Origin of the sequence: Citrobacter cronae (assembly GCF_016893685.1) — a bacterium.
Lineage (GTDB): Bacteria > Pseudomonadota > Gammaproteobacteria > Enterobacterales > Enterobacteriaceae > Citrobacter > Citrobacter werkmanii.
In genome coordinates this window covers 3879684-3906280 of record NZ_CP069763.1, presented here as the reverse complement: position 1 = coordinate 3906280, position 26597 = coordinate 3879684, and the positions used below count along the sequence as shown (strand labels likewise).

Genomic DNA, 26597 nt, shown 5'->3' with positions numbered 1-26597 from the left:
AATTATTTATTTAACAAATGACCCATTTTCGCGGCTTTGGTATCCAGATAATGTTCATTATTCGGGTTACGACCCACAATTAACGGCACGCGTTCAACGATATTGATACCCGCCTCGGTCAGAATTTCCACTTTCTTCGGGTTATTGGTCAACAAACGTACCTCGTCAACTCCCAGCAGTTTGAACATGTCCGCACACAGTGTGAAATCACGCTCGTCTGCTGCAAAGCCTAACTGATGATTGGCTTCAACGGTATCATAACCCTGGTCCTGCAGCGCATAGGCGCGGATTTTATTTAACAGTCCAATGTTGCGCCCTTCCTGACGATGATAGAGCAGAATGCCACGCCCTTCTTCGGCAATATGCGACAGGGCTGCTTCGAGCTGGAAACCGCAATCGCAACGCAGGCTAAACAGCGCATCGCCAGTCAGACACTCAGAGTGGACACGCGCCAGGACAGGCGTTTGGCCTGTAATATCGCCAAAAATCAGTGCGACATGATCGTGTCCGGTTGCCAGTTCTTCAAATCCCACCATCAGGAAATCACCCCAGGGGGTTGGCAGTTTGGCTTCTGCCACACGTTTAAGCTGCATGTAATTCTCCAGATTATGCTGGCACTGTCGTGCCGTCGCCTGTTGGCTTCTGTTCTGTATTGCACTATTTTGCCATAAGCCAGCGATGTTCACCTAATTGCGACAACGGATTCGCTTTTGGAATGGCACAAAATTGTCAATTTTCCCGGCGTGCGCATTTTTCAGTTATGATTGTGAGACTTATCAACGAAAGGAGAGGCAATGCTTTCAATTGCAAAGCGCACCGCAGTCGGCGCCGGACTGCTGCTTATCATGCCGGTTGCTGTATGGGTATCAGGTTGGAACTGGCAACCTGGGCATAATGTCTGGTGGTTAAAATCCCTGTTCTGGGTAACGGAAACGGTGACACAGCCATGGGGGATTATCACTCACGTAGCGCTCTGTGCATGGTTTTTATGGTGTCTGCGTTTTCGTCTGAAAGCGGCGGTAATGCTGTTTGCGATCCTGGCGGTGGCGATTTTAGTTGGGCAGGGCGTGAAGTCATGGGTTAAGGATAAGGTGCAGGAACCGCGGCCATTTGTTGTATGGCTGGAAAAAACGCACCATATTCCGGTGGATGAGTTCTACACTTTAAAACGTAAAGATCGCGGGAACTTAGTCAAAGAACAATTAGCCGAACAGCGGGACGTGCCAACGTTTCTACGTAAGCACTGGCAAAAAGAAACAGGATTTGCTTTTCCCTCCGGGCATACAATGTTTGCTGCCAGTTGGGCTTTGCTGGCGGTAGGATTGCTGTGGCCGCGCAGACGTACGCTGACTATAGCATTCTTACTCATCTGGGCGACGGGTGTGATGGGGAGCCGCTTGCTGCTGGGAATGCACTGGCCCCGTGATTTGGTGGTCGCAACGCTGATTTCCTGGCTGTTGGTGACCCTGGCAACCTGGCTTGCGCAGCGGATATGCGGACCCTTAACACCGCCAGTGCAGGAGACAAAAGAAATCGCGCAGCGTGAGCAAGAAAGTTAGCTATGATTGATTTTTCGAATTTTGCCCTTAAATCAGAAGGCATAAAGCGCTTTTCCATTTCGCACTCGGTGTGAAAATGGTAATTTAAAGGGCTCAACGCGGTAAGTTGGACACGATTTATTCGCTTAAACCACATAACGGGAAGTAATGTGAAATATTTACTCATTTTCTTACTGGTGTTGGCGATTTTTGTTATTTCGGTGACATTAGGTGCGCAAAACGATCAACAGGTTACGTTTAATTACCTGCTGGCTCAGGGTGAGTATCGTATCTCTACGCTGCTTGCTGTATTGTTTGCCGCAGGTTTTGCGATTGGTTGGCTAATTTGCGGCCTTTTCTGGCTGAAGGTTCGAGTGTCTCTTGCGCGCGCCGAACGTAAAATCAAACGACTGGAAAACCAGCTTGCGCCTGCGACCGACGTTGCGGTACCCGCCGATTCGTCGGTTGTAAAGGAATAATTATTTATGTTGGAGTTGTTGTTTCTGCTTTTACCTGTAGCCGCTGCCTATGGGTGGTATATGGGTCGCAGAAGTGCGCAACAAACAAAGCAGGATGAAGCCAACCGACTTTCCCGTGACTATGTCGCCGGGGTTAACTTCCTCCTGAGCAACCAACAAGATAAAGCGGTGGATCTGTTCCTTGATATGCTGAAAGAGGACACGGGCACCGTTGAGGCTCATCTCACCCTCGGAAACCTGTTCCGTTCGCGCGGTGAAGTCGATCGTGCAATCCGCATCCACCAAACGCTTATGGAAAGTGCCTCGCTGACATACGAACAGCGCTTGCTGGCAGTGCAACAACTGGGCCGCGACTACATGGCCGCAGGCCTGTATGACCGTGCGGAAGACATGTTCAATCAGCTTACTGATGAAACAGATTTTCGCGTTGGGGCATTACAACAGTTGCTGCAAATTTATCAGGCAACCAGCGAATGGCAAAAAGCCATTGACGTTGCAGAGCGTCTGGTAAAGCTTGGCAAAGACAAACAACGCATTGAGATAGCGCATTTCTATTGCGAACTGGCGTTACAGCAAATGGGCAACGACGATATGGACCGTGCCATGACGCTGTTGAAAAAAGGGGCGGCAGCAGACAAAAACAGCGCCCGCGTTTCCATTATGATGGGGCGCGTATATATGCTGAACGGCGATTACTCCAGGGCGGTTGAAAGTCTGCAACGGGTGATTTCTCAGGATAAAGAGCTGGTCAGTGAAACGCTGGAAATGCTGCAAAGCTGCTACCAGCATCTGGGCAAAAACGATGAGTGGGCAGAGTTTTTACGCCGTGCGGTTGAGGAAAATACCGGTGCCGCCGCTGAACTGATGCTTGCAGATATCCTTGAGGCGCGTGAGGGAACTGATACCGCTCAGGTTTATATTACTCGTCAGCTGCAACGCCATCCTACGATGCGTGTATTCCACAAGCTGATGGATTATCATCTTAACGAAGCAGAAGAAGGGCGCGCCAAAGAGAGCCTGATGGTGCTGCGCGATATGGTCGGGGAGCAGGTACGTAGTAAGCCGCGCTATCGCTGTCAAAAATGCGGGTTTACCGCTTATACGCTGTACTGGCATTGTCCATCCTGCCGTTCATGGTCAACCATTAAACCTATTCGTGGGCTTGATGGGCTGTAATTTTTTAAAAAAGCTTCAACTTAGTTACAACATCCTTATAGGGTGTAATCGTCCCATCATCAACCTCCACAGCCGGTTCGCCTGGCAGAAATGTAATCGCGCCTGTTAATTTTCTATTGCCGCAGGTAGAATGCACGCCGTTTACCCATTTTGCGCCACCGGTGGCGCCCATCCTCAGGAAGGTCTGGTCATGACGTTTACTGCTTCATCTTCTTCTCGTGCTGTTACTGATTCTCCTGTCGTTGTCGCTCTTGATTACGCAAATCGTGATAAAGCATTAGCTTTTGTCGACAGAATTGATCCTCGTGATTGCCGTTTGAAAGTGGGCAAAGAGATGTTCACGCTTTTTGGACCTCAGTTGGTTCGCGAACTACAACAGCGCGGTTTTGACGTCTTTCTGGATTTGAAATTTCATGATATTCCCAATACAACTGCACATGCCGTAGCTGCGGCTGCCGACCTTGGCGTGTGGATGGTTAACGTACACGCCTCTGGCGGGGCGCGCATGATGACGGCAGCCCGTGAGGCCCTGGTGCCTTTTGGTAACGATGCGCCATTGCTGATTGCTGTGACGGTGCTGACCAGCATGGAAGCCAGCGATCTGGCCGATCTCGGTGTGACGTTGTCACCTGCGGAGCATGCTGAAAGACTGGCGCGTTTAACCCAACATTGCGGGCTGGACGGAGTCGTATGCTCTGCCCAGGAAGCGGTACGTTTCAAACAGGCGTTTGGACAGGCATTTAAGTTAGTGACCCCGGGTATTCGTCCTGAAGGCAGCGAGGCGGGCGATCAGCGTCGTATTATGACGCCAGAGCAGGCGCAGTTAGCCGGTGTGGATTACATGGTGATTGGTCGTCCGGTCACGCAGTCTGCCGACCCGGCGCAGACGCTGAAGATGATCAATGCCTCTCTGAAACGAGGTGTGTAAATGAGCGATTCAAACTCTCGCCTGGTCTATTCAACCGACTCCGGACGCATTGATGAACCGAAGGTCGCCCCTGAACGTCCAAAGGGTGATGGTATTGTCCGCATTCAACGCCAGACCAGCGGTCGTAAAGGCAAGGGCGTGTGCCTGATCACCGGTATTGATCAGGATGATGCGGAACTGGCTAAATTAGCCGCGGAACTGAAGAAAAAATGTGGTTGCGGTGGGGCGGTAAAAGATGGCGTGATTGAAATTCAGGGCGATAAACGTGACCTGATAAAATTATTGCTGGAGGCCAAAGGCATGAAAGTCAAACTGGCTGGCGGTTAATAAAAAAGCCACGGAGATAATCCGTGGCTTTTTAAATACAGAGCTGAAAAAGTAAACGTTTAATTATATCGAGCCGGTCAACCGTAAATTATTTACCTACCTGATGGCCAATAATACCACCAACAGCAGCACCACCCAGCGTACCCAGCGCGCTGCCATCGGTCAGGACTGCACCACCTACTGCACCCGCACCGGCACCGATAGCGGTATTGCGATCGCGTTTGGACCAGTTAGAGCAGGCGCTCAGAGACATTGCCAGAGTAAGCGCCAGAATGGCTGCGGTCATTTTTTTGCTCGTTACTAACATAATACTTTCTCCTGAATTATTGATTCACGGAATCCAGTGTTCTTTAAGGATAGCGTTAAATCGCGACTATCAAAGATATTTCCGTGAAACCGTTTAGCGAAGGCATGACAACCAATATCCTGCAGTTGGATGTTCGCTCCTGTTATATCGCTAATATTAATTCTACGAGTTTATCCTGTTAACAACAGGTAAAAAGTCTTAATTGGGTTGTCAGATAACTCTCAGAGAGGAGATGATTTGCCTGCCGACAAATCATCTTGCGCAGCCATTATGCGTTGGTATCAATGATATTGACGGTTAATCCTGAATGTTCAAGCTGCATTTGTACGCTGGCGCTGAGCTTAGAGTCCGTCACGACGCGACTGAATCGTGCTAAAGGCCCCAGGGTATAAGGATGAATGGCGTCAAATTTTGAGCTGTCGGTAAGCACAATAACCTCTGCGCCTTTTTCCAGTACCGCATTAACCACATCAGAACGCATCATATCGCGTCCGGTGAAGCCGGTTTCTGCCTGCCAGCCATCAATGCCGATGAAGGCCTTACTGAAGTGTACCTGCTGGATAAACTGGCGAGTCAGGGGGCCGACCATGCTCTCACTTTTCTTCTGATAAATCCCGCCGAGGAGAATCACTTCACAGGGTGTTTCTTTGAGCAGGTGAGCGATGTAGCTGCTCACCGTAATGATAGTGACATCTTTTTGCTCCGCCAGGGTTCTTGCCAGGAGCGCATTGCTGCTGCCATTCTCAATGAATACAGACTCGCCGGGGCTGACCAGTGATGCAGCGAATTCGGCCAGCTCACGTTTTAGCGTGAAATTGGTCATCATGCGTGTTTCCACATCATCGCTGTTCAATGAAACAGCAAATCCGTGCGCACGGCGTAAATAACTCTGTTTTTCCAGCGTATTCAGATCCTGTCGAATCGTCACTTCTGAAACGCCGGTGATTTTTGCCAGATCGGCGACGCTCATCTGACCTTTATCGGTCACCATCTGCAAAATGGATTGTTGTCGGGAATTCATAGTATTAATTTTTATAGCAATATCGTATCGGAAAATAAACGGAAGTCTGCTGATAGCAGTAACATCAAGAGAGCGATGTCATCAGATCTCCCACGGAGCTTTCTGTTTAGTTGACAAAGATTGAGTATCTTCTTTGACCGTGTTTAACAGTTCAGCCTTCAGAATTTCGAGATTGTGGATGGCTGAGTGGTAATCACCTGCAACGAGGATATCCAACACGGTATCAATGCGTTCGGCCAGACGCTGAGCGTCGATATCAGACATGGTCATCATCCAAAGGGCAATAGAGTTTGAATTTCATGATGCAGAATTTCATGGCAAAAGAGAAGGGAAAAATAGTATTAACCTGAATGATTGAAGAATATTATATATTCTGTGATTACATACAGATAGAATCATCACGTATTGTCCATTTATGGCTATTTTCTCCGAGGAATCTTTCTGCATTATCGCGTTTTTTTATTCAGGTGTCGTCGATACCATCGTTCAAACGCAGCTGCAGGCATCGGCTTGGCGAATAAAAATCCCTGACGCTCATTGACGCCGTTCTTGGTCAAAAACGCATCCTCTTTTGCACTTTCAACGCCTTCGGCGATGACCTGCAGGTTGAGCGCTTGCGCGACCGCGACAATGGCCCGCACCAGCGACTGTGAAATAGGTTGCTTGTGCACATCTCTGACAAAGGTTTGATCCAGTTTTATCGCATCAAGCGGGAAGCGGGCCAGTTGAGATAGCGACGAATAACCGGTGCCAAAATCATCCAAATGGATTTGTGCCCCCAACTGGCTAAATTGCTGAATAACGGATAGCGCCAACTGCTCATTTTCAATCAAACTGCTTTCCGTTAATTCAACATCGATCGGGCAGTATTCAAAGTTGAGATCGTGAAGCACCTGCTTGAGAGCGGTAAATAGCGTCTGGTCGGCGAGCTGGCGCGCAGACACGTTTACCGCCACGCGTAGATTTATCCCCTTGGCACGCCATTTTGCCACCTGGCGCACGACGTCCAGAATAACCCATCGACCGAGCGGAACGATGAGCCCTGATTCTTCGGCGTAGGAGATAAACTCCAATGGCGGTATGAGACCACGTTCCGGGGACTGCCAACGAACCAGAGCCTCCAGACTACGAACTTCTCCGCGCCAGGTTATTTTTGGCTGATAGTGGATAACCAGTTGATCGTTTTCCAGCGCCTTACGCAGATTGGTATCCAACCACAAATATTCAAAAACTCGTTGATTCATTTCCGGTGAGAAGACGCAAAACTGACCACGACCGCCTTCTTTTGCTGTGTACATGGCCGTATCCGCGTTACGGATGACGCTCTCGCCGTCCTGTCCATGCTGTGGCGCGAGAGAAATACCGATTGAACATCCGGTATAGACTTCTATCAGTCCAATGCGAAAAGGTTGACGCAGGCGCGTCAGGATACGCGATGCCGTAGCCTCCAGCGCGCCCTGGGACGTTTCGGTGGCAAGGACAATGAATTCATCACCGCCAAACCTGGCCAGTAGCTGGTTGTCGTCGATGCAACTGAGGATAGCCAGCGACACGCTTTGTAACAACTGATCGCCAAACATATGACCGTAGGCGTCGTTCACCTTTTTAAAGTTATCCAAATCGAGATAGACAATCCCAACCTGTGTATCGCCCGCGTTTTCAATGGCGTTGCTGATCAGCTCGTGAATTGCGTTGCGGTTCGGTAAACCAGTGATGGAGTCGGTATTGGCCAATACCCGTAGACGTTCCTGCGCGCGGCGCTCTTCAGTAATATCGGTACCGGAACAGATCAGAAATATTTCGTTCTTGCCGCTACCGTTATGCACAAACTTATTGCGGAACAGAAACAGACGCTGGCCTTTGCAGGTTTTTACCCAACGTTCGACCTCATAAGAGTTACCTTCGCGAAAAAACACCTCAATGTTGCGCCGTGAGGCTGCGGCCTCGCGACGGCTCATAAACAGCGTGAAAACGCTTTGGCCAATCACTTCGCGCTCTTTGAGACCGGTGTACTCTTCGCACAGGCGATTAAAACGTTGAATGTTGCCCATACGGTCAAGAATGACAATGACGGAGTTAGCTTCAGAAACGACCTGCTCAGCGAAAGAGAGGCCGTGAGCCAGGTCGCGCGCGACGGAAGGGGTGTCATCCCAGGCGGATGCGCTTCCCGCCCATTCGCGCTTATTGATTTTCCTGCCGACCAGATGCACGGGAATGTCGTCATCTTCAATGGGAAGCGTCATCAACAGGCTCGATGTAATCACCGTCATTTCGCGAATGCGGTCGGCTTGCTCAGCTGACAATTCGATGGTCTGATCGACTGCTGACGCTTCGTCGATAGAGAAATGCAGGATGTTGCAATCCTCTGACAAACGCCAGTAGGGGTTATGAGTGCCCACATAGCTATACAACGTAACCCGCTCCCGGACGTCTTTCATGATGTGTACTATCCCGTTTAAAGCGCATAGAGCCTCAAAAGTATAGTTAGCCATGATTCATACAGGGTGACTATGGCTGAACGTATTGTTTTATTTATGTATTTATATGTAATGCAGAATCTAAAAAAAGCAAAGCTAGCGGAACTGAAAATAGTAAAAAATAAATTAGACCGGATGAAAGAAGTGTAGTGCGTGGTGGAGATTTGGGAGGGAAAAGAAAACGACCTTTCACAGAAAGAGAAAGGCCGTTAGCTTTATCAATGTTACACGGCTGGACGTGCGATAACGCTGCGGGTTTCCATCCGCACTTCGGCAATAGTTACATCAATCACATCCGTGACTTTGTAAACCACTTCACCTTTGATTTGTACGGTGCCGCTTTCCTGGCTGCATACCAGTTCGTCACGAACAGCATGCAGGAACGGGGCCGGAATAAATGCGACTGCGCCATTATCCACTAAACGTACTCGCATACCGCCGCGGCTGACGTCAATGATCTCGGCCGCGAAGCGGACGTCGGTGCCGGCTTTGTCGCTCAAGAAGCGGGCGTATAACCAGTCACCCACATCGCGTTCAGCCATGCGGTTCAGACGACGACGTTCGGCCATTTGCAGGGTCGTATCATCCTGCGGACGGGCAATCGTTTCGCCTTTGATGACGGCCTTAAGCAGACGGTGGTTGATCATGTCGCCATACTTACGAATAGGAGAGGTCCAGGTGGCATATGCTTCCAGACCCAGCCCAAAGTGCGGACCTGGTTCGGTGCTGATTTCAGCATACGACTGGAACCGGCGGATACGGCTATCGAGGAAACCGGAAGGCTGCGCATCCAGTTCGCGGCGCAGTTTGCAGAAGCCTTCCAGCGTCAGGACCTCTTCGGCATCTACATGCATACCATGGGTTTTCAGTAGCGCGGCCAGTGCGTCAGCGTTTGCCGGATCAAATCCCATATGGACGTTATAAATTCCAAAGCCCAGCGTGTCGCGAAGAACGCGTGCAGCACAAATATTTGCCGCAATCATTGACTCTTCCACGATACGGTTAGCGATGCGACGCGGTTCCGCCACAATATCCAGCACTTCGCCTTTTTCACCGAGGACAAAACGGTAATCCGGACGATCTTTAAATACTAACGCGTGGTTATGACGCCATTCACCCCGGCTCAGACAAATACGATGCAGCAGACGGATTTGTTCAGCAATCGCGTCGCTTTCAGGCTGCCAGTAGCCGGTGCCTTCCAGCCAGTCGGAGACGTTGTCATAGGCCAACTTCGCTTTAGACTCGATAGTCGCAGCGAAGAAGATGATGTTGTCTTCAATCGTACCGTCGGCGGTAATGATCATGCGGCAAGCCAGAACCGGGCGTACTTCGTTCGCACGCAGAGAACAGAGATCGTCAGACAGTTCACGTGGCAGCATCGGGATATTGAATCCCGGCAGATAGTTGGTGAACGCACGAATCTTCGCCGTTTTATCCAGTTTGCTGCCTTCTGCAATCCAGGCGGTAGGATCGGCAATAGCAACGGTTAACTGTAGCTTGCCATCGGCCAGTTCTTCAGCATACAGCGCATCGTCCATATCTTCGGTGCTGGCGCTGTCGATGGTGACGAAATTGAGGGCGGTCAGGTCCTGACGCACCAGACCTTCGTCCAGCATTTCGGTCGCAACGCCGTCCGGTGCTTCTTTTTCGAGATTATGGCGCGCCAGCGTGACCCACCACGGGACAAAATGATCGTCCGCAAAGGTGATAAATTGGGTTAGTTCAGCGTAGAAGGTGCGATCGCCTTTTAGCGGATGGCGGCGCATTTCTGCCACGGCCCAGTCACCTTCTTTAAATTCATGCTCAACGCCACGGGCGGCGCGACAAGGGATCGCCTCTTTCAGTAACGGATGATCCGGCACAATGGACAGACGGTCATTTTTGCCCTGAACTTTACCCACGAAGCGCGTCAGGAAGGGTTCGATTAGCTCTTCCGGTTCAGCAGACTCACGATCTTTTTCCGTATGGATCACCGCAACAATACGGTCGCCATGCATCACTTTTTTCATCTGCGGCGGTGGAATGAAATAGCTTTTTTGTGCATCGACTTCCAGGAAGCCAAAGCCTTTTTCCGTGGCCTTTACCACCCCTTCAGCACGTGGCGTCTGGGAATGTAGTTGCTGTTTAAGCTGCGCTAGCAGCGGGTTGTCCTGAAGCATAATTGTCTATTTTCGTGGCTAAAAGAGCGGCTGACAGTTTTACGCGATTCTGTCAGTTGCAGCAAGCGCTCTTTAAGTAAGTGGATCGGTTAATACGTCTCGCCCAGCGCGATTTTCAAGCGATTTAACCATCCGCATAATCCACTCCAGGCCAGCAGGTTAATCGCCTGTTCTGAAGAGATACCCTGATCGAACAACGGTGTTAACAGTGCGGCGCTAAAGCGGTCGGGCGCTCGGGTGAGCCATTGTACCGCCTGCAGGGTGACGCGCTCAACCGGATGTCGTTGTTCCCAGCGCTGCAATTCACGTTCATCCTGACGAAGGACAGTGATGATGTCAGTTAATTCATATGCCGTATGCGCATGTTCATTAAAGCAGGACACGCTGCCGTTGATGCGTGATGTCATCAGGGTCGTCAGAGAAAATGCCCGCGTCGGCATATCGCTGCGTAGCGTGCTGGAAATCAGTGACCCAAGTAAATCTAAAACGGCAGGTGAATGTGCTAGCAGGGGGAGCAGCGCGTGCAGTTCGTTGGGATAATCCGCGCGCGGTTTCGCGCGGGAGTGCAGCTGCTCGGGTTCTAATGGCGCAGCGTGCCAGCTGGCGTTGGTGGCGCTAAATGGCGAAGCGTGAGCGAATTGCTGTATATCGAGGCCCGGTATTCGACGTACCGGGTGAGCGCTGCAGGCCTGAAGTAATGCGACTACCCGGGCCTGAAAACCGACGAAGCCGATGATTTGATTCATCAATATGCTATCGCAGCTGGTCAGCCCGACCGCATCCAGGTGCTGACGGTCCCGCTCGCCGATCACAGCCGGTGAACTGGCGAGCTGGCGCGCATATTGGGTGATTTGCGCCAGTCGATGATTACTTTCGCGAGACGAATCAGGACCCGGCAGCGGCGTTAAGCGCGCGGCATAGTGATTACACAATCGCTGCACGCCATACACCTGAGCGACGGTCAGGGCTGTACTCATCCGTTCATAGGCGCTGAACGTATGCATCCGATCCAGTACGACGTGAGCAGGGAAAAGAAGTTGGGCAAGTTTACGGGCAGGGGTTAACCAGGATTGAAAGGGTAAAAGCACGTCATGAGGTATCGCCAGGTCCAGTAAAAAGCTGTCGTCAACATGAGCGGCCTCCGGCACCAGCGGCAGAACATCTTGCGGATACGTGCTGGATTGCGTCTCATGATACCAGTGGCTTTTGCCTACAATGCGGCGTTGTTCCATGGGCGTTCCTTGGTCTAAAAAGTGGCGACCCGGACACGTCGTCATACACCTACGCCGGATCGTTTGCGCTGCAATATCCTGACGTAAGCCGATGAGGGGATGAAAGATTGTTACGTGATAATAAATATCGGAAAAGTATATATGGCACAGGGCAGTGGAGGAGGAGGTGAAATCATGGGCGACGGCAGGCCGCCCACAGAGGACTAAACGATTATTTCAGATCCAGCTCGTTCATCGCTGCAATGCTGAAGCCACCATCAACGTGAACGACTTCACCAGAGATGCCGGCAGAAAGATCGGAGCACAGGAATGCTGCGGAATTGCCTACATCTTCAATCGTCACGGTGCGGCGAATCGGCGTCACCGCTTCACAATGCGCCAGCATTTTACGGAAATCTTTGATGCCGGAAGCGGCAAGAGTGCGGATTGGACCTGCGGAGATGGCGTTCACTCGTACACCTTCAGGACCCATTGCGTTAGCCATGTAACGGACGTTGGCTTCCAGAGACGCTTTCGCCAGCCCCATCACGTTGTAGTTAGGGATTGCGCGCTCTGCACCCAGGTAGGATAGCGTCAGTAGCGCAGAGCCAGGGTTAAGCATAGAGCGGCAAGCTTTTGCCATCGCAACAAAGCTGTAAGCGCTGATGTCATGAGCAATTTTAAAACCTTCGCGGGTGACCGCATTCACATAGTCGCCATCCAACTGGTCAGCAGGCGCGAAACCGATGGAATGCACGAATCCGTCGAATTTCGGCCAGGAGTGGCTCAGTTCAGCGAACATCGCATCGATGCTGGCATCTTCGGCAACATCACATTGTAGTACGATGCTGGACCCCAGTTGAGCGGCAAATTCCTCCACTCGGCCTTTTAGTTTGTCGTTCTGGTAGGTGAACGCCAGTTCAGCGCCTTCACGATGCATTGCCTGAGCGATTCCCCAGGCAATGGACAATTTACTGGCAAGACCCGTCACCAGAAGACGCTTACCGGAAAGAAAACCCATAGCTTTAATCCTTATGGTCATTGCTTCTTCGTAGCAATCAATGCGTGATGATTGCCATCTCAAAAACGCGCGAAATTGGGCTGAAATTATATCCTACTCATTGTTCCTTTTAGAATGGTTATCAACCCTAAATGACCCTTACCATTCATTGCAAATGGCGAGGATATTACTTCCCCTGGTTGTGCTTTGCCCGACCCGTATTGCATTGAAGACAATGAGAAAATACAAGGCTTTAAAGGCGCTAAAATGGTATTATTAAGGCGCTAGCTGATGTTAATAAACATAGCAAGGTAGGAACTTTCTTAAAACAAAAAATATGCATATATTCAGATTGTTATGATATATTGTTTTTATCGATCAATATCGATACATTGATCGATATTATTGATTGATTGTGATTAAAAGTGCATTATCAGGAGGTTATGATCAATTGGAGTGGTCTTATGCACTATCATTTCATCGCGGAACCGATGAGAGACACAACAAATAAGTTGCTGGGCGTGGAGATGATCGCCCGGTTTGCTGCAGATACGGTTCGCCCATTGCATGCAGATTTCGTCGTTTCAGCGTGGAATAGCGAACAAAAGCGTAATTTCATGCTCAAGCAAATTCAGTTAATTGCCGAAAAGCGTGATTGGTTTGAGAGCAACAATCTGCTCTGTACCCTTCATCTCATCGATGAAATGGCACTTCTGGCGATTGGTGATCCGGTCATCAAGTCGGCCCTACACGCAATGCCCTTTATTGCACTGGAACTGTCAGAGCGTTTTCTGTCGAGTACGATTTGCCTGAATAATCTGCTGATTAATTCACTCTGTGACGGCCCAAACGCGCTATGGCTGGGCGATCTCGGCTCCGGTAACGTCGGGGCAAGTCCGCTGGTTTGCGGTCATTTTGACGTGGTTAAATTGGATCGCGGTTTCTTCCTTGAACAGGTAGAAAAGCCGATGTTCCCGGTGCTTATCAAAAACATCCGGGAATATTGCGATCGCGTTGCGGTGGAGGGGGTCGAAACATCACGACTTATCGATGACGTCAGCGCGGCAGGTGTCTGGGCGATACAGGGGAGCGTTTTTCCGTCAGTCGTTTTTCACGAGGTCGAGACACTGCTCTTACCCGGTGTTGGTCACTGATGGCGCAATTGCCCTCCGGTTTCGGAGGGCAGCGGCTTTGTTAGCGATCTTTCCGCCAGGCGTCGGCAGTGAGCGCCTCGCCAAAATGCCCTGCAATCAGACGACGAGTCAGCTCATGCAGCGGGGAGGCCAGAACATCCGCGGTACTGCCACGCTCAACAACTTCACCCTGATGCATGACTAATACTTGATCGCTAATGTGCTTCATCATGCCGATATGTTGAGTCACATAGATATACGAAATCCCCTGTTTTTCCTGTAATTCCAGCATCAAATTGATGAGCTGCGAACGCATCGACATGTCCAGAGAGGCAAGGGCCTCGTCGGCGATAATCACTTTAGGTCGTAAAATAAGCGCGCGGGCAAGCCCCAGACGCTGTTTTTGCCCCGGCGCCAACATATGCGGGTAATAGCTCACATGGTCAGGTAACAGTCCAACCATGCGCATCGTTTCTATAATCTGTTTGCGACGCTGTTCAGGTTCCAGGTCGGTGTTCAGACGCAGCGGGAAATCAAGGATTTGTGAAATACGCTGGCGAGGGTTAAGCGATGTTGACGGATCCTGAAAAATCATACGGATACGCTGACTACGGAATGAATAATCACCATACTGGAGCGGATGATCGTCAATCAGCAGTTCACCGCTGGTGGGTTCAATCATGCCAGCTAACATCTTTGCCAGCGTGGACTTACCGGAACCATTCTCACCAATAACCGCGAGTGTCTGACGTTCGCGCAGGGTAAAGCTGAGTGGCTTAACGGCCTCAACGGTCTGGCGGCGAAATAAACCCGTCCGGTAGCGAAAGGTTTTGCTCAGATTGCGAACTTCGAGCAGGGTTTCTACCATCTCACTCTCTCTCCATGTTCAGCGGGAAATGACAGGCGTAGAGATGATTCTTTGCTCCGGTCAGTCGTGGGGTTTCAATACATTCACGCTGAGCATAAGGGCAGCGCGGCCCCAGACGGCAGCCGATGGGTAATTGTTCCAGCAATGGAATCGCTCCTGGCATGGTATTCAGACGACTTTTATGCGGCATCGCGCTACCAAAATCAGGAATGGCGCGGATCAACGCTTGCGTATAAGGATGATGTGGAATCGTCACCAGATCTTTACTGGGCGCCGTTTCCACCGTTTGTCCGCAATACATTACGTTGATTTTGTCCGCCCACTGGCTGAGCATTTGCAGGTCATGGCTGATCAACAAAATGGTAGTATTACTGTTTTGGTTCAGCCGGGTCAGCAGGCGAAATATTTGCGCCTGGGTCGTTGGCTCCATCGCGTTCGTCGGTTCATCGGCAATCAGCAAGCGCGGCTGATTCGCCAGTGCAATAGCGATCATTACCTTCTGACACTCGCCGTCGGTCAGTTCATACGGGAAGCTGCGCATGGCATCTTTATGATCTTTTATCCCGACGCGGTGCAAAAGCTCAATCGCCCGGCGTTTGCGCCAGCCGATGCGCTGCCACCAGCGCCCCTTATAGGTCCAGGCTGGAATATTTTGCATCAGCTGTCGTCCAATACGCTCGGACGGGTCAAGGCACGATTGCGGTTCCTGAAAGATCATGGAAACGTTATGACCGACCAGCTTGCGTCGTTCACGCGCGGAAAGGCGCAGGAGATCGATGTCATCAAAGCGCATACGGTCTGCGGTTACGCGCCAGTTATCTTTGGCGACGCCGCAAATTGCCTTGGCGATCAGGCTCTTGCCGGAGCCGGACTCGCCGACCAGTCCGCGGATTTCCCCCTCATTGAGGGTCATGCTGACACGGTCAACCGCTTTTACCCAGTCGTCGCCGGTTCTGAATTCAATGGTCAGGTTGCGGATATCGAGTAATGGCATTATTCCACCCCCGCAATAATTGCGCGGCGCACGCCATCACCCAGCAGGTTAACCAGCAGCACGCTTATCATGATCGCCGCGCCTGGCAGCATCACTGTCCACGGTGCGACATAAATCAGCTCCAGCGCGTCGCCGAGCATGGCTCCCCATTCCGGTGATGGCAACTGCGCGCCAAGATCAAGAAAACCCAGCGCGGCGATATCCAGAATCGCCATCGACAGCGCACGGGTGATTTCAGTGATAAGCCCGGCGGTAATATTGGGCAGAACGGCGAACCACAGAATATTGAGCGTGGTTGCGCCATCAAGGCGAGCGGCAATAACATACTCTTTTTCCAGCTCGTCATGCACCATGCTGTAGACGGAGCGAACCATCCGCGGCAGCAGCGCCAGCCAGACGGCAAACATCGCGTGAGTCAGATGCGGACCGGCAAAAGCCACCACAATAATCGCCAGCAACAGTGAAGGGATCGACAGCAGGGTGTCCAGAATGTGATTCAGCACCGCGGAACGCAAACCGTGCGTTGCTCCGGCAACCACCCCCAGTAACAAGCCACACAGCGTGGCGGCGAGAGTTACGACAAACGCACCGCCCACGGTTGGGGCCGCACCGCTGAGCAGGCGACTTAAAACATCACGCCCCAGGTCATCAGTCCCGAGGAAGAAAGAGACTTCGCCATAGCGCGACCATGACGGCGGTAAAAGCTGATAGCCGAGAAACTGCTGGTCGATGCCGTAAGGCGCGAACCAACCACCAAAAATACACAGAATCGCCAGTCCCGCACAGCCATACAGGCCGATCATTGCGGTTGCATCGCCGTAAAAATTGCGCCATGCGGTGCGCAGCGTACCAGGCGGGCGCTTTTCGCTGTAGACGCTATCGTAAGGCATACCATTCCTTATGTTTCAGAGGGTTAGCCATAGCACCCAAAATATCAGAGATGACGTTAACGATGATAACCAGTGAGCCTATCACCATCACACCCGCCGAAATCGCCGCGTAATCCTGCTGGCGAATCGCGTTTATCAGCCAACGGCCAAGACCTGGCCAGCTAAAGACCATCTCGGTGATCATCGCCAGCGTCAGCATGGTGGAAAACTGTAACCCCAGGCGCGGGATAACCGGTGGGAGAGCGTTGTGCAGTACGTGACGGCGTAAAATCGTTAACCGTGACAAACCACGAGTAGCCGCCGCTTTAACATAGTTTTGATCAAAGACCTCAATGGTGCTGATACGCATCAGACGAATAACTTCCGTCGTCGGTGCAACGGAGAGCGTTAACACCGGAAGCACCATATGGCGGATCGCACTGACCAGCATTTCATCGCGCCAGGGCGAGTCGGCGATCCAGGCGTCGATAATGGCAAATCCGGTAACGGGCTTAACTTCATAGAGCAGATCAAAACGCCCGGAAACGGGCAGCCAGCCGAGGGTCAGAGAGAAGAGCAATGTCAGCAGCAGCGCCAGCCAAAAAACCGGAATAGAAAAGCCCATCAGAGCCAATGCGCTGATGCAACGGTCCTGCCATTTATTACGTGTTATGCCCGCTAACATGCCTATCGGGATCCCAACCATCAGTGCAAAACCGAAGGCCAGAATGCACAGCTCCATTGTCGCCGGAAACACCTCTTTGAGTTGTTCTGAGATCAACTGGCCGTTAATACTGGACACACCAAAATCCCAGTGAATCAGGCCATTGAACCAGAATACCCAGGCGTTCCACAGCGATGCGCCCTGTAACGGTGCATGAGGTGTGAAGTAGCTCAGGCTGAACCCAATAAAAGTCAGGAAGAACAGGGTGACCAGCAGTAATAAAAAACGGCGCAGGGTGAAGATAATCATGGTTTTTTCACCTCGTCAGCCTTTTCCCTGGAAACCCCGGCAAAAGAAGCGTTGCCGAACGGGCTGAGCACCAACCCTTTGATGTCATAGCGATAAGCCTGCAAACGAAGCGAAGAGGCCAGCGGCAGGATCGGCAACTCGCGCGCGAGAATATTTTGCGCTTCGTCGTAGGCATCAATTCGCGAGGAGAGTTGTTGCGAAGAGAGGGCTTTGCGCAAAATGCTGTCAAACTCCGGATTGCACCAGTGGGCAAAGTTGGTCTGTGAGTTAATGGCGGCACAACTGAGCATTGGTCGGAAAAAGCTGTCAGGATCGTTACTGTCAGTTGCCCAGCCGGACAACGTCAGATCATGGTTCATATCCATTAATCGCGCCTCCTGAAAACGACCTTCTACCGGGATGATCTTCACTTTCACACCCACCTGAGCCATATCAGCCTGAATCAGCTCTGCGGTTTTCAGCGGACTGGGGTTCCAGGCCTGAGAACTGGTGGGGACCCAAAGTTGTAACGTCAGATTTTCCAGCCCCAGCGCTTTTAATTGCTCGCGCGATTTTGCCGGGTTGTACTCAGTAATTTTAGCTTCGTTGTCATAAGCCCACGAGGCGCGAGGCAAAATAGATGCCGCGGTTTCCGCCGTACCGTAGTAAATAGATTGCATTAACCGTTGGTTGTTAATGGCCAGCGCTAGCGCATGTCGTACGGCAGGGTTGTTTAAAGGCGGTTTATCCGTGTTGAACGCCAGATAGGCGATATTCATCCCAGGACGCAACGTCAAACGCAGTCGAGGATCATCACGCAATATGCTGAGCTGGCTGGCAGCCGGCCAGGCCAGCACGTCGCACTCGCCGGTCAGTAATTTCGATAAACGGCCGGTTCCGCCAGAGCCGAGATCCACCACGACTTGGGGCATCAAGGGGGTACCTCGCCAGAATTTTTCATGCCGTTGCAGGCGAATATATTGGCCTGCACGATTTTCTGAAAGTTGATACGGACCTGTGCCGACGGGCTGACGGTCAAGTAATTCCTGGCGATCCTGTTTGGCTAATTTGGCGGCATATTCTGCCGACATCACCGAGGCATAATGTGTGGCAAGGTGCCACAAGAAGGAGGCGTCGGGTTGATTTAAGCGAAATTCAACGGTGTTGTTGTCCATCTTGCGCACGCTTTGGACGTTATCGGCGAATTGCAGGCTGTCAAAATAGGGAAAACTGCTGCCATTGATATTGTGCCACGGATGTTGGCGATCAAAGATGCGCTCGAAGGTAAATACCACATCGTCCGCATTCAGTTTGCGGGTGGGCGTGAACCAGGCTGTCTTTTGAAACGGAACATCGCGACGTAAATGGAAGCGGTAGGTTGCGCCGTTATCCAATACTTCCCAGCTTTCAGCCAGTTCTGGCACCAGACGATAAGTATAGGGATCGACATCAAGCAGTCGGTCATACAATTGGGCCGCTAATGTGTCTACGATGAGACCGCTGCTCGCTTTTTGTGGATTGAACGTATTGACCTGCCCGCTGACGCAATAGACAAAGCCACTGTCACGAATATCAGCGTACGAGGCCTGCTCAGGCGCAGCTGCAGCCTGACCACTCAGAAGTCCAGCCATCACGATCAGAGATGATAAAACCAGGCGCATAATTTTAAAGGGTTATATATAAAGAAGCTATCTTACTAATACTTAATGACATTTGCCATTACCGTTTGTGTTTGGGGGCTGCAGGGTTGATAACCGCGAATTCAACATCGCCAGTTGGTCAAAATTCATACCTGCTATCCACTTTGCATATCCTCTATTAGTTATCTTAGCATTTTCATGGCACCTCTGACTCGCTTAAACGCCGGATTCAATGGCGGGAGGTGTCTGACGGGAAAAATGAGTCTGTTGTGTGGGAGGAATGTCTGCAGAATCAGAGGAAAATAAACAAGAATGAGGCGGGAAGAGTGAATATCTTCCCGTATGTCGAATTACTTCTGGATTTTATTAACGCGTACCACCGGCGGTTGCATTTTGGCGTCAAGGCTACCGTTAATCCTGATCATTTGATCGGGTTTTACCGTTCGGCCATCAAAGACGGCAAGCGGAATAAGCGTATTGATCGTGCCGGTTTTGTCACGGAAGATAAACTTATCTCCTCCTTGATCCTCAATGAGATTACCCCGTAAAGAGATAGTCGCTCCGTCATGCATAGTTTTAGCTTGTTGGACGGTCATGATTCTTGCATCTTCAGTGCCGCGATATCCTTCATCCAGTGCGTGGGCAGGTGGCGGGGCGGTATCTTTTTTCAATCCACCATTATCATCGGCAAACGCTGATGGCAATAAAAAACAACACAGTAAGGGGGCGAAAGATATTTTCATAGAGCCTCCATAGAAATTGATTTGACTTATTAAGTTTGGTTGCTATTTATTAATCTGGCGAGTGGGATAAGTCTCAAATGATAATTTTTCATTAAAACAAAGGATTGGTGTGATATAAGCGAGGCGGTGAAATGAACAGAGAGAAAGCCCATTTGCAAGGAGTGAAAGAGAGTCAGCGTTTTCTGAATTTTGAATCAGGCTTTCACAAGATTGGTTTTATCTGTTTGCTCTGCATTGTTTTACTTGCTACGGCGGGAGCGTTTTCCGGCGGGTATTTAAGTGAGGTAACGAGAAAAAACACCTTAAACACAACAGAGTTACAATTCGAAAAATTTGGTCGTTTGCAAACGGAATTTAAATTTAAAATCTCGGCACAGAAGCATGATTCTGTGAACATGACGTTGCGCATTGGCGGCGATTTCAACAACTTTTATGAGATGGAAAGTATTTGGCCGCAGCCAGACAGCATGTACAGCAAGGGTAACGATCTTTACCTTGTCTACAATGATTCTGAAGCAACGCAGGATTTTACTGTCTGGCTGCAGGTTACGCCCGTGAAGCCAGGAAGTGTAATGAGTTTTCTCCAGCTAAATGGCGAACCTGAAATCCGCTTCAGACAATTTATTTATCCTTAGGAGGTGGGTATGGAGATGGTCTTCCGGGCATTAGCCATTTACCTTATTTTGCTGGTGGTTTTCAAAATAGCCGGTCGCCGGGCATTGTTACAAATGACCAGCTTCGATCTGATTTTATTACTGATTATCAGTGAAGCAACTCAGCAAGCCTTATTGGGTAATGATTTTTCGCTAACCGGCGCCATGATCACGATTGTCACACTGGTTACTCTTGATATTCTGTTTGGTTTCATTAAGAAAAAGGTAGGTGGGGCAGAATCTGTACTGGATGGCTCTCCGGTTATCCTGCTTGATCATGGGATCCCTTTATTGGATAAAATGAAGAAAGTGGATGTTTCTCTTGACGATATATTAGTCGCAGCACGACAAAATCAGGGGATTACCGAATCCAGTAAAATCAAATATGCCATTCTGGAACGTAACGGACATATTTCTGTCATTCCTGAAGAGAATTAGCGAGGCGGTAATGAACACGGAGTACAATGACGCAAAAACACGCAATGAACTGACGAAACGGGTTGCAAAAACGCTTATTGATCGCGGTTTAACGTTGACTACCGCAGAATCTTGTACAGGAGGAAACTTGGCCGCCGCGCTTTGTGCACAGGCGGATACCGCAGAATTTTATGATATCGGCGTTATAACCTTTAGCGATCGCGCCAAGCAGAAAATGCTCGGCGTGCGGGCCAGTACGCTGGAGAAATATAGCGCCGTTAGTGAGCAAACGGTCAGTGAGATGTCTGTAGGAATACGTGAGCAAGCCGAAACCGACATCAGCATAGCCATTAGCGGATATGCGGGGCCGGAGGGTGGGGAGGATGGTACTCCCGCAGGAACGGTGTGGTTTGCGTGGAATTTCCGCGGGCGGATAATAACAAAACGGGAATATTTTTCCGGTGATTGCCAGGACGTTATAGAAAAGGCGGTACGTTTTAGCCTTGCGGTATTGGTTGAAGAAGTTTCAGCCTGGAAGAACAAATAAATAAACCAGGACTTATCCGAGTAAATATCTCAACGCAATGTGAAGTTATCATCGTAAGGACCAGGTTAATATTTGGCAAAAATTAAGTTGTGGGTAAATTATAAAGGTCATGTCATTCATTTTGTTCTACGCTTATTAGTCTTTGCGATGAACGATGACTCATGAGAGGTGATTGAATGACTGACCTAAATAAAGGAAAACAGACCACCAATAAAACTAATTCAGAACGTTTTCCGCAGCCGCCTTTTCCACATCAAAAACAACCTTTTCCGGGTCTGGCTGGAAAAATGCAACCGCGTCCCGATCATGGCGAAGAAAGCTATCAGGGAAGCGGCAGGTTAAATGGTCGCAAGGTATTAATTACCGGAGGTGACTCAGGTATTGGGCGTGCTGTTGCCATTGCTTATGCCCGCGAAGGCGCCGATATCGCGATTAATTATTTACCTGAAGAAGAGGACGATGCGCGTGAGGTTGTCGAATTGATAAAAAAAGCAGGGAGAAAAGTCGCGGCGATTCCCGGTGATATTCGTGACGAAACTTTCTGTAACCATCTGGTAAAACAGGCGGTAGAAGCGCTGGGAGGGTTGGATATTCTGGTGAATAACGCCGGTCGTCAGCAATTTTGCGAATCGATCGAAGACCTCACCACAGAAGAGTTTGATGCGACATTCAAGACCAATGTCTACGCCATGTTTTGGATCACCAAAGCGGCTGTTCCTCATTTCTCACGAGACAGCGTGATTATTAATACCTCGTCGGTACAGGCTTATGAGCCAAGTGAGATCCTGCTTGATTATGCTCAGACCAAGGCGGCGATAGTGTCATTTACTAAATCGCTGGCAAAGCAACTGGCACCCAAAGGGATCCGTGTGAATGCTGTCGCGCCTGGACCGTACTGGACGGTATTGCAGTGTTGCGGCGGCCAGCCACAGGAAAAAATTGAGAAATTTGGCGCAAATGCGCCGCTCGGTCGGCCAGGCCAACCGGTAGAAATTGCCCCTCTGTATGTCACTTTAGCGGCTGAAGAGAACAGCTATACCTCCGGTCAGGTATGGTGTTCTGACGGGGGGACCGGAACTCTCTGACGTCTATGTTCGCTGAGTCGAAACGTCCGCGGGGGAAAGCCAGCGCGGACAATATTGTTTAAGGGCAGGGGGCGGCAGGCACCGCTCCCTGAATATTAACCAATGACAGCGATGCCAAGACGTTCCAGGATCAACGATGCCTGGTAGCTGTCCAGTTTGACGCCTTGCAAATCAACACCCCGGACATCGAGATCGCCCAGTTCTGAATTGGTCAAATCACAGTGCGTAAAGTTTGCGGCCCGCCAGTCGAACGACGAAAACTCACCGCCGGAAAGATCCGAACCACTGAACGTCGCCCCCAGTACCTGAGTACCCATCCAACGGTTTTCCCACAGCTCGCACTTTTCCAGTACGACTTTTGAAAAGTTGGCGTAGCTTAAGTTGGTATTGGTGATATAGGCGCTACAAAACCAGGTGCGTGTGGTAATCATATTCATAAAGCTTGCGCCGCGAAAATCTGAACCTTGTGCGCGGCAGTGGCGAATTTCGATTCCCAGCGCGCTCACATTCCTGAAATCCGCCATGGAGAGATCACAACTTTTGAAAATGGCATCTTTCAGGATAGCGCGACTAAAATTACACCCTTTCTGGCTTTCTCGATCATAGAACTGGCAGCCAATAAACTCAGTGCCGCTGAGGTCGGCGCCCGAAAAATCACAGTTGAAAAATGTGCTATTTTCAACTTTCGCACCAGTGAATCTGTTTCTGTCAATTTTTTCGCCAACTAACGCCAGAGTCATCATGATTAACCTGTTTTTTTATACAGTAATTGCATCATGGTAAACTGTTTTAACCCTCGCGTCCAACGTCTGCCCCTGTACGCTAAATTTGGTGTTTCTTGAGTAACGCACGGAGCTGATGGTAGGTCAGACCTAATAATTCAGCGGCTTTTTTCTGATTAAATTTCGCCTGCTGTAAGCTGCTTTGCAAAAATTCCTTCTCCTGCTGCTGTTGGAATTCACGCAGATCCAGCGGTAAGGTTACGGATGCAGGTCTGGTTTCCTGCGCCTGCGGCGGTGTGGTGTGACGCCTGAACGGGTCAATCACAATCTCATTCAGCGGGTATTCGCTGGTCCCGTGCCGGTAAACCGAACGCTCCACGACGTTTTTCAGCTCACGAATATTGCCCGGCCAACGGTAGTGGAGGAGCGTTTCTTTGGCCTCGTCGGTGAACCCTGGAAACAACGGTAACCCGATCTCACGGCACATCTGAATGGCAAAATGTTCAGCCATTAACATGATGTCGCTTTGACGTTCGCGTAACGGTGGGAGTTGCACCACATCAAAAGCCAGACGATCCAGCAGGTCCGCGCGGAACGTGCCTTCACTTACCATGCGCGGCAGGTCGGCATTGGTTGCGCAAACCAGTCGTACGTTGACCTGCAACGGCTGGCTACCGCCGACGCGTTCCAGTTCTCCGTACTCAATAACGCGCAGCAGTTTTTCCTGTACCAGCATCGGGGCGGTCGCCAGTTCATCAAGAAACAGCGTGCCGCCATCGGCGCGTTCGAACCGACCCGGATGACGTTTCTGCGCGCCAGTAAAGGCGCCAGCTTCGTGACCAAAAAGTTCGGAATCGAGTAAATTTTCGTTGAGCGCCGCGCAGTTAAGTGAAATAAACGGGCCTTGCCAGCGGGTGGAGAGATAGTGCAGGCGGTTGGCGATAAGCTCTTTCCCCGTACCGCGTTCCCCAATGACCAGCACAGGTTTATCCAGCGGCGCGAGATGAGAAACCTGCTCCAGAACTTCAATAAAGCTGTTCGCTTCGCCCAGAAGATTATCTTTGTATCCTGCCATGATGAAATTCACCATTTGTTAGTGTTATTCACCAATTTACCCTATATATCCCGGCAGGTAAAATTGGATATTTTCAAATAATTCAATAGATTAAAAAGTTGGCATGCGAAGTGCATTAGAACAGCAGCAGGGCATTGCCCGATATCAGAACAGTAAGTGAGGATTACATTATGGGTATTTTTTCTCGTTTTGCCGACATCGTGAACGCCAACATTAATGCGTTGCTGGAAAAGGCTGAAGATCCGCAGAAGCTGGTGCGGTTGATGATCCAGGAAATGGAAGACACGCTGGTTGAAGTGCGCTCAAACTCCGCACGCGCTCTGGCAGAAAAGAAACAGTTATCGCGTCGTATCGAACAGGCCAGCGCCCAACAGGCAGAGTGGCAGGAAAAAGCAGAGCTGGCGCTGCGCAAAGAGAAAGAAGATTTGGCGCGTTCTGCGTTAATCGAAAAACAGAAACTGACTGACCTGATTGCCTCCCTGGAGCATGAGGTAACGCTGGTTGACGATACGCTGGCGCGCATGAAAAAAGAGATTGGTGAACTGGAAAACAAACTTAGTGAAACCCGTGCTCGTCAGCAGGCATTGATGCTGCGCCATCAGGCGGCCAGCTCTTCCCGTGATGTTCGTCGTCAACTGGACAGCGGCAAACTGGATGAAGCGATGGCGCGCTTTGAATCTTTTGAGCGCCGTATCGATCAAATGGAAGCTGAAGCTGAAAGCCATAACTTCGGTAAGCAGAAGTCTTTGGATCAGCAATTTGCTGACCTGAAAGCAGATGATGAAATCAGCGAGCAGTTGGCGCAATTGAAAGCCAAAATGCAGCAAGACAAGCAATAATAATATCTGGCGGTGCCCGAACGCGCCGCCGCTCATCACCTGTAAGGAGTACTCATGAGCGCGCTATTTCTGGCCATCCCGTTAACCATCTTTGTGCTGTTCGTCTTACCGATTTGGCTCTGGCTGCATTACAGCAATCGTTCCAGTCGCGGCGAGCTGGCGCAAAGTGAACAACAGCGTCTGGCTGAACTTAACCAGGACGCACAGCGGATGCGTGAGCGCATTCAAGCGCTGGAAGACATCCTTGATGCTGAACATCCAAACTGGAGGGACCGCTAATGGGGGGCGTTAATCTGAACAAAAAACTGTGGCGTATACCGCAGCAAGGCATGGTGAAAGGGGTTTGCGCGGGTATTGCGCATTATCTCGATGTTCCTGTGAAACTGGTGCGGATCCTGGTGGTGCTGTCCATCTTTTTTGGTCTGGCCTTTTTCACCTTTGTCGCCTACATCGTACTGACGTTTGTGTTGGATCCGATGCCGGACAACGTGGTTTCCGGAGAACAGCAGCCATCAAGCGGTGAGCTGTTGGATGCTGTCGATCGTGAGCTGGCTGCAAGTGAAAAACGTTTGCGTGAGATGGAGCGTTATGTGACATCTGATACCTTCACATTACGCAGCCGCTTCCGCCAATTGTGAGGTTAAAAATGAATAATCGCTGGCAACGTGCCGGGCAAAAGGTAAAGCCGGGCTTTAAAATAGCAGGTAAGCTGGTGCTGCTGACTGCGCTGCGCTATGGCCCGGCTGGAGTAGCAGGGTGGGCCGTGAAGTCCGTGGCCCGACGTCCGCTAAAAATGTTGCTGGCGTTAGTACTTGAACCTTTGTTGAGCCGGGCAGCGACAAAATTGTCGAAACGCTATTCAGGTAATCAACCCTGATATCCGAAACAACAAAAGCAAGCAACAATTAATCAACATTCCCTCAGTTAATTTGCGGCAGCTCACAAATACGATTTTTTGGCTGCCAAAATTCTTTTCTAACCCCCCTCCAGGCCACCTCAGCTGATTGACAGCTTATTTCCGGCAGAGTAGTCTCTTGCGTCATGGGACCGCTACCACGAGAAATGAAGGTGAACCAAAAAATCCAAAAATGTCTGAGTGAAGTCTATGGCGACACATTTTCTTCACTTCACTATGAAGCGCTGGTTGCGCGTTTAGAAAAATCACAAAAATTAATTAAAAAAAACCGTAAAGCGCATTGGGATGAGGGTGATGTCGTTCTGATCACCTACGCCGATCAATTTTACGCGGAAGATAAAAAACCGCTGCCAACGTTTAATCAGTTTTATAATGAATGGCTTAAGTCGATATTTTCTCATGTGCATCTGTTGCCATTTTATCCGTGGTCATCGGATGATGGTTTTTCAGTAATTAATTACTATCAGGTTGCCGAAGAAACCGGTGACTGGAATGATATTAAGCAATTAGCTGAATCCAGG

At 50.3% G+C, this 26597-nt stretch carries 30 protein-coding genes and 1 pseudogene; 15 read left to right on the top strand and 16 right to left on the bottom strand.

The genetic code is table 11. The annotated features are described in order from the left end of the window. Positions 1–2 precede the first annotated feature (2 nt). The gene (ribA, locus tag JSN25_RS16955; protein WP_038640958.1) at positions 3–593 is read right to left on the bottom strand and encodes a GTP cyclohydrolase II; all 591 of its coding nucleotides are present in this window, start codon (positions 591–593) and stop codon (positions 3–5) included. A gap of 201 nt (positions 594–794) precedes the next feature. Here ribA and pgpB point away from each other — a divergent pair, with 201 nt between their 5' ends. The 5 genes from pgpB (at position 795) to yciH (ending at position 4448) form a co-directional block, all read left to right on the top strand. Next, positions 795–1559: a phosphatidylglycerophosphatase B gene (gene pgpB, locus JSN25_RS16950; protein ID WP_038640956.1), complete on the top strand. Its 765-nt coding sequence runs from the start codon at positions 795–797 to the stop codon at positions 1557–1559. Between the two features lie 149 nt (positions 1560–1708). Continuing rightward, a complete protein-coding gene (locus JSN25_RS16945) occupies positions 1709–2017 on the top strand; it encodes a LapA family protein (protein ID WP_038640953.1) in 309 nt (102 codons plus the stop codon). 6 nt (positions 2018–2023) lie between these two features. Continuing rightward, positions 2024–3193: a lipopolysaccharide assembly protein LapB gene (gene lapB, locus JSN25_RS16940; RefSeq protein WP_038640951.1), complete on the top strand. Its 1170-nt coding sequence runs from the start codon at positions 2024–2026 to the stop codon at positions 3191–3193. Positions 3194–3383: 190 nt separating this feature from the next. Continuing rightward, positions 3384–4121, top strand: coding sequence for an orotidine-5'-phosphate decarboxylase (gene pyrF / locus JSN25_RS16935; RefSeq protein ID WP_110497944.1), 738 nt, complete (start codon positions 3384–3386; stop codon positions 4119–4121). Further along, positions 4122–4448 carry a stress response translation initiation inhibitor YciH gene (gene yciH / locus JSN25_RS16930; RefSeq protein ID WP_204525167.1) on the top strand — a complete coding sequence of 109 codons (327 nt, stop codon included), beginning with the start codon at positions 4122–4124 and terminating at the stop codon, positions 4446–4448. Positions 4449–4536: 88 nt separating this feature from the next. Here the strand turns inward: yciH and osmB are convergent, their stop codons facing one another. The 7 genes from osmB to fabI all read right to left on the bottom strand — a co-directional run bounded on the left by osmB (position 4537) and on the right by fabI (position 12644). Continuing rightward, positions 4537–4755 carry an osmotically-inducible lipoprotein OsmB gene (osmB, locus tag JSN25_RS16925; RefSeq protein ID WP_038640946.1) on the bottom strand — a complete coding sequence of 73 codons (219 nt, stop codon included), beginning with the start codon at positions 4753–4755 and terminating at the stop codon, positions 4537–4539. Between the two features lie 268 nt (positions 4756–5023). Further along, complete coding sequence (gene yciT, locus JSN25_RS16920; protein ID WP_085048103.1) at positions 5024–5776, bottom strand: DNA-binding transcriptional regulator YciT; 753 nt, start codon at positions 5774–5776, stop codon at positions 5024–5026. A gap of 81 nt (positions 5777–5857) precedes the next feature. Continuing rightward, positions 5858–6040: a YciZ family protein gene (locus tag JSN25_RS16915; protein WP_042308514.1), complete on the bottom strand. Its 183-nt coding sequence runs from the start codon at positions 6038–6040 to the stop codon at positions 5858–5860. 182 nt (positions 6041–6222) lie between these two features. Next, a complete protein-coding gene (gene pdeR, locus JSN25_RS16910; RefSeq protein WP_204525166.1) occupies positions 6223–8214 on the bottom strand; it encodes a cyclic di-GMP phosphodiesterase in 1992 nt (663 codons plus the stop codon). A 263-nt stretch (positions 8215–8477) separates the two neighbouring features. Further along, on the bottom strand, positions 8478–10412 hold the full coding sequence (locus JSN25_RS16905; RefSeq protein WP_204525165.1) for an exoribonuclease II: 1935 nt from the start codon (positions 10410–10412) through the stop codon (positions 8478–8480). A gap of 89 nt (positions 10413–10501) precedes the next feature. Further along, positions 10502–11644 carry a carboxymuconolactone decarboxylase family protein gene (locus JSN25_RS16900; protein WP_204525164.1) on the bottom strand — a complete coding sequence of 381 codons (1143 nt, stop codon included), beginning with the start codon at positions 11642–11644 and terminating at the stop codon, positions 10502–10504. A 211-nt stretch (positions 11645–11855) separates the two neighbouring features. Further along, positions 11856–12644: an enoyl-ACP reductase FabI gene (gene fabI / locus JSN25_RS16895; RefSeq protein ID WP_038640941.1), complete on the bottom strand. Its 789-nt coding sequence runs from the start codon at positions 12642–12644 to the stop codon at positions 11856–11858. Positions 12645–13087: 443 nt separating this feature from the next. Between fabI and JSN25_RS16890 the strand changes: the two genes are divergently transcribed. Beyond that, positions 13088–13777 carry an EAL domain-containing protein gene (locus tag JSN25_RS16890; RefSeq protein WP_150345577.1) on the top strand — a complete coding sequence of 230 codons (690 nt, stop codon included), beginning with the start codon at positions 13088–13090 and terminating at the stop codon, positions 13775–13777. 40 nt (positions 13778–13817) lie between these two features. Here the strand turns inward: JSN25_RS16890 and sapF are convergent, their stop codons facing one another. The 6 genes from sapF to JSN25_RS16860 all read right to left on the bottom strand — a co-directional run bounded on the left by sapF (position 13818) and on the right by JSN25_RS16860 (position 19822). Continuing rightward, positions 13818–14624 carry a peptide ABC transporter ATP-binding protein SapF gene (sapF, locus tag JSN25_RS16885; protein WP_038640937.1) on the bottom strand — a complete coding sequence of 269 codons (807 nt, stop codon included), beginning with the start codon at positions 14622–14624 and terminating at the stop codon, positions 13818–13820. A 1-nt stretch (position 14625) separates the two neighbouring features. Next, on the bottom strand, positions 14626–15618 hold the full coding sequence (sapD, locus tag JSN25_RS16880; RefSeq protein ID WP_003020556.1) for a peptide ABC transporter ATP-binding protein SapD: 993 nt from the start codon (positions 15616–15618) through the stop codon (positions 14626–14628). Next, on the bottom strand, positions 15618–16508 hold the full coding sequence (sapC, locus tag JSN25_RS16875) for a peptide ABC transporter permease SapC (RefSeq protein WP_016156640.1): 891 nt from the start codon (positions 16506–16508) through the stop codon (positions 15618–15620). Before sapC ends, sapD begins: the two co-directional genes overlap by 1 nt. After that, positions 16495–17460, bottom strand: a complete 966-nt coding sequence (sapB, locus tag JSN25_RS16870; RefSeq protein ID WP_038640933.1) for a peptide ABC transporter permease SapB — start codon at positions 17458–17460, stop codon at positions 16495–16497. The genes sapC and sapB overlap by 14 nt, the downstream gene beginning before the upstream one ends. Then, complete coding sequence (gene sapA / locus JSN25_RS16865) at positions 17457–19100, bottom strand: ABC transporter substrate-binding protein SapA (protein ID WP_204525163.1); 1644 nt, start codon at positions 19098–19100, stop codon at positions 17457–17459. Before sapA ends, sapB begins: the two co-directional genes overlap by 4 nt. A 329-nt stretch (positions 19101–19429) precedes the next feature. Next, positions 19430–19822, bottom strand: a complete 393-nt coding sequence (locus JSN25_RS16860) for a YdeI family stress tolerance OB fold protein (RefSeq protein ID WP_087856130.1) — start codon at positions 19820–19822, stop codon at positions 19430–19432. A gap of 131 nt (positions 19823–19953) precedes the next feature. Between JSN25_RS16860 and JSN25_RS16855 the strand changes: the two genes are divergently transcribed. The 4 genes from JSN25_RS16855 to JSN25_RS16840 all read left to right on the top strand — a co-directional run bounded on the left by JSN25_RS16855 (position 19954) and on the right by JSN25_RS16840 (position 22524). Beyond that, on the top strand, positions 19954–20457 hold the full coding sequence (locus tag JSN25_RS16855; RefSeq protein WP_204525162.1) for a hypothetical protein: 504 nt from the start codon (positions 19954–19956) through the stop codon (positions 20455–20457). 9 nt (positions 20458–20466) lie between these two features. Continuing rightward, positions 20467–20913 (top strand): DUF421 domain-containing protein, encoded by a 447-nt coding sequence (locus JSN25_RS16850; RefSeq protein WP_204525161.1) that lies wholly within the window; start codon positions 20467–20469, stop codon positions 20911–20913. A 10-nt stretch (positions 20914–20923) separates the two neighbouring features. Further along, a complete protein-coding gene (locus JSN25_RS16845) occupies positions 20924–21439 on the top strand; it encodes a 2-oxo-tetronate isomerase (RefSeq protein ID WP_233593107.1) in 516 nt (171 codons plus the stop codon). A 176-nt stretch (positions 21440–21615) separates the two neighbouring features. After that, complete coding sequence (locus tag JSN25_RS16840) at positions 21616–22524, top strand: SDR family oxidoreductase (protein ID WP_204525160.1); 909 nt, start codon at positions 21616–21618, stop codon at positions 22522–22524. A 95-nt stretch (positions 22525–22619) separates the two neighbouring features. Here the strand turns inward: JSN25_RS16840 and JSN25_RS16835 are convergent, their stop codons facing one another. Further along, a complete protein-coding gene (locus JSN25_RS16835) occupies positions 22620–23264 on the bottom strand; it encodes a quinolone resistance pentapeptide repeat protein QnrB12 (protein WP_038640920.1) in 645 nt (214 codons plus the stop codon). 82 nt (positions 23265–23346) lie between these two features. Beyond that, positions 23347–24336, bottom strand: coding sequence for a phage shock protein operon transcriptional activator (gene pspF, locus JSN25_RS16830; protein ID WP_160956288.1), 990 nt, complete (start codon positions 24334–24336; stop codon positions 23347–23349). Positions 24337–24491: 155 nt separating this feature from the next. Here pspF and pspA point away from each other — a divergent pair, with 155 nt between their 5' ends. The 5 genes and pseudogenes from pspA to JSN25_RS16805 all read left to right on the top strand — a co-directional run. After that, positions 24492–25160, top strand: coding sequence for a phage shock protein PspA (pspA, locus tag JSN25_RS16825; protein WP_003020532.1), 669 nt, complete (start codon positions 24492–24494; stop codon positions 25158–25160). A gap of 54 nt (positions 25161–25214) precedes the next feature. Next, positions 25215–25439, top strand: coding sequence for an envelope stress response membrane protein PspB (gene pspB / locus JSN25_RS16820; protein WP_038640917.1), 225 nt, complete (start codon positions 25215–25217; stop codon positions 25437–25439). After that, positions 25439–25798: an envelope stress response membrane protein PspC gene (gene pspC / locus JSN25_RS16815; RefSeq protein ID WP_004193243.1), complete on the top strand. Its 360-nt coding sequence runs from the start codon at positions 25439–25441 to the stop codon at positions 25796–25798. The genes pspB and pspC overlap by 1 nt, the downstream gene beginning before the upstream one ends. 8 nt (positions 25799–25806) lie before the next feature. Next, on the top strand, positions 25807–26037 hold the full coding sequence (gene pspD, locus JSN25_RS16810) for a phage shock protein PspD (RefSeq protein WP_038640914.1): 231 nt from the start codon (positions 25807–25809) through the stop codon (positions 26035–26037). A 191-nt stretch (positions 26038–26228) separates the two neighbouring features. Continuing rightward, positions 26229–26597 (top strand): annotated as a pseudogene (locus JSN25_RS16805) (sugar phosphorylase); the annotation flags it as partial.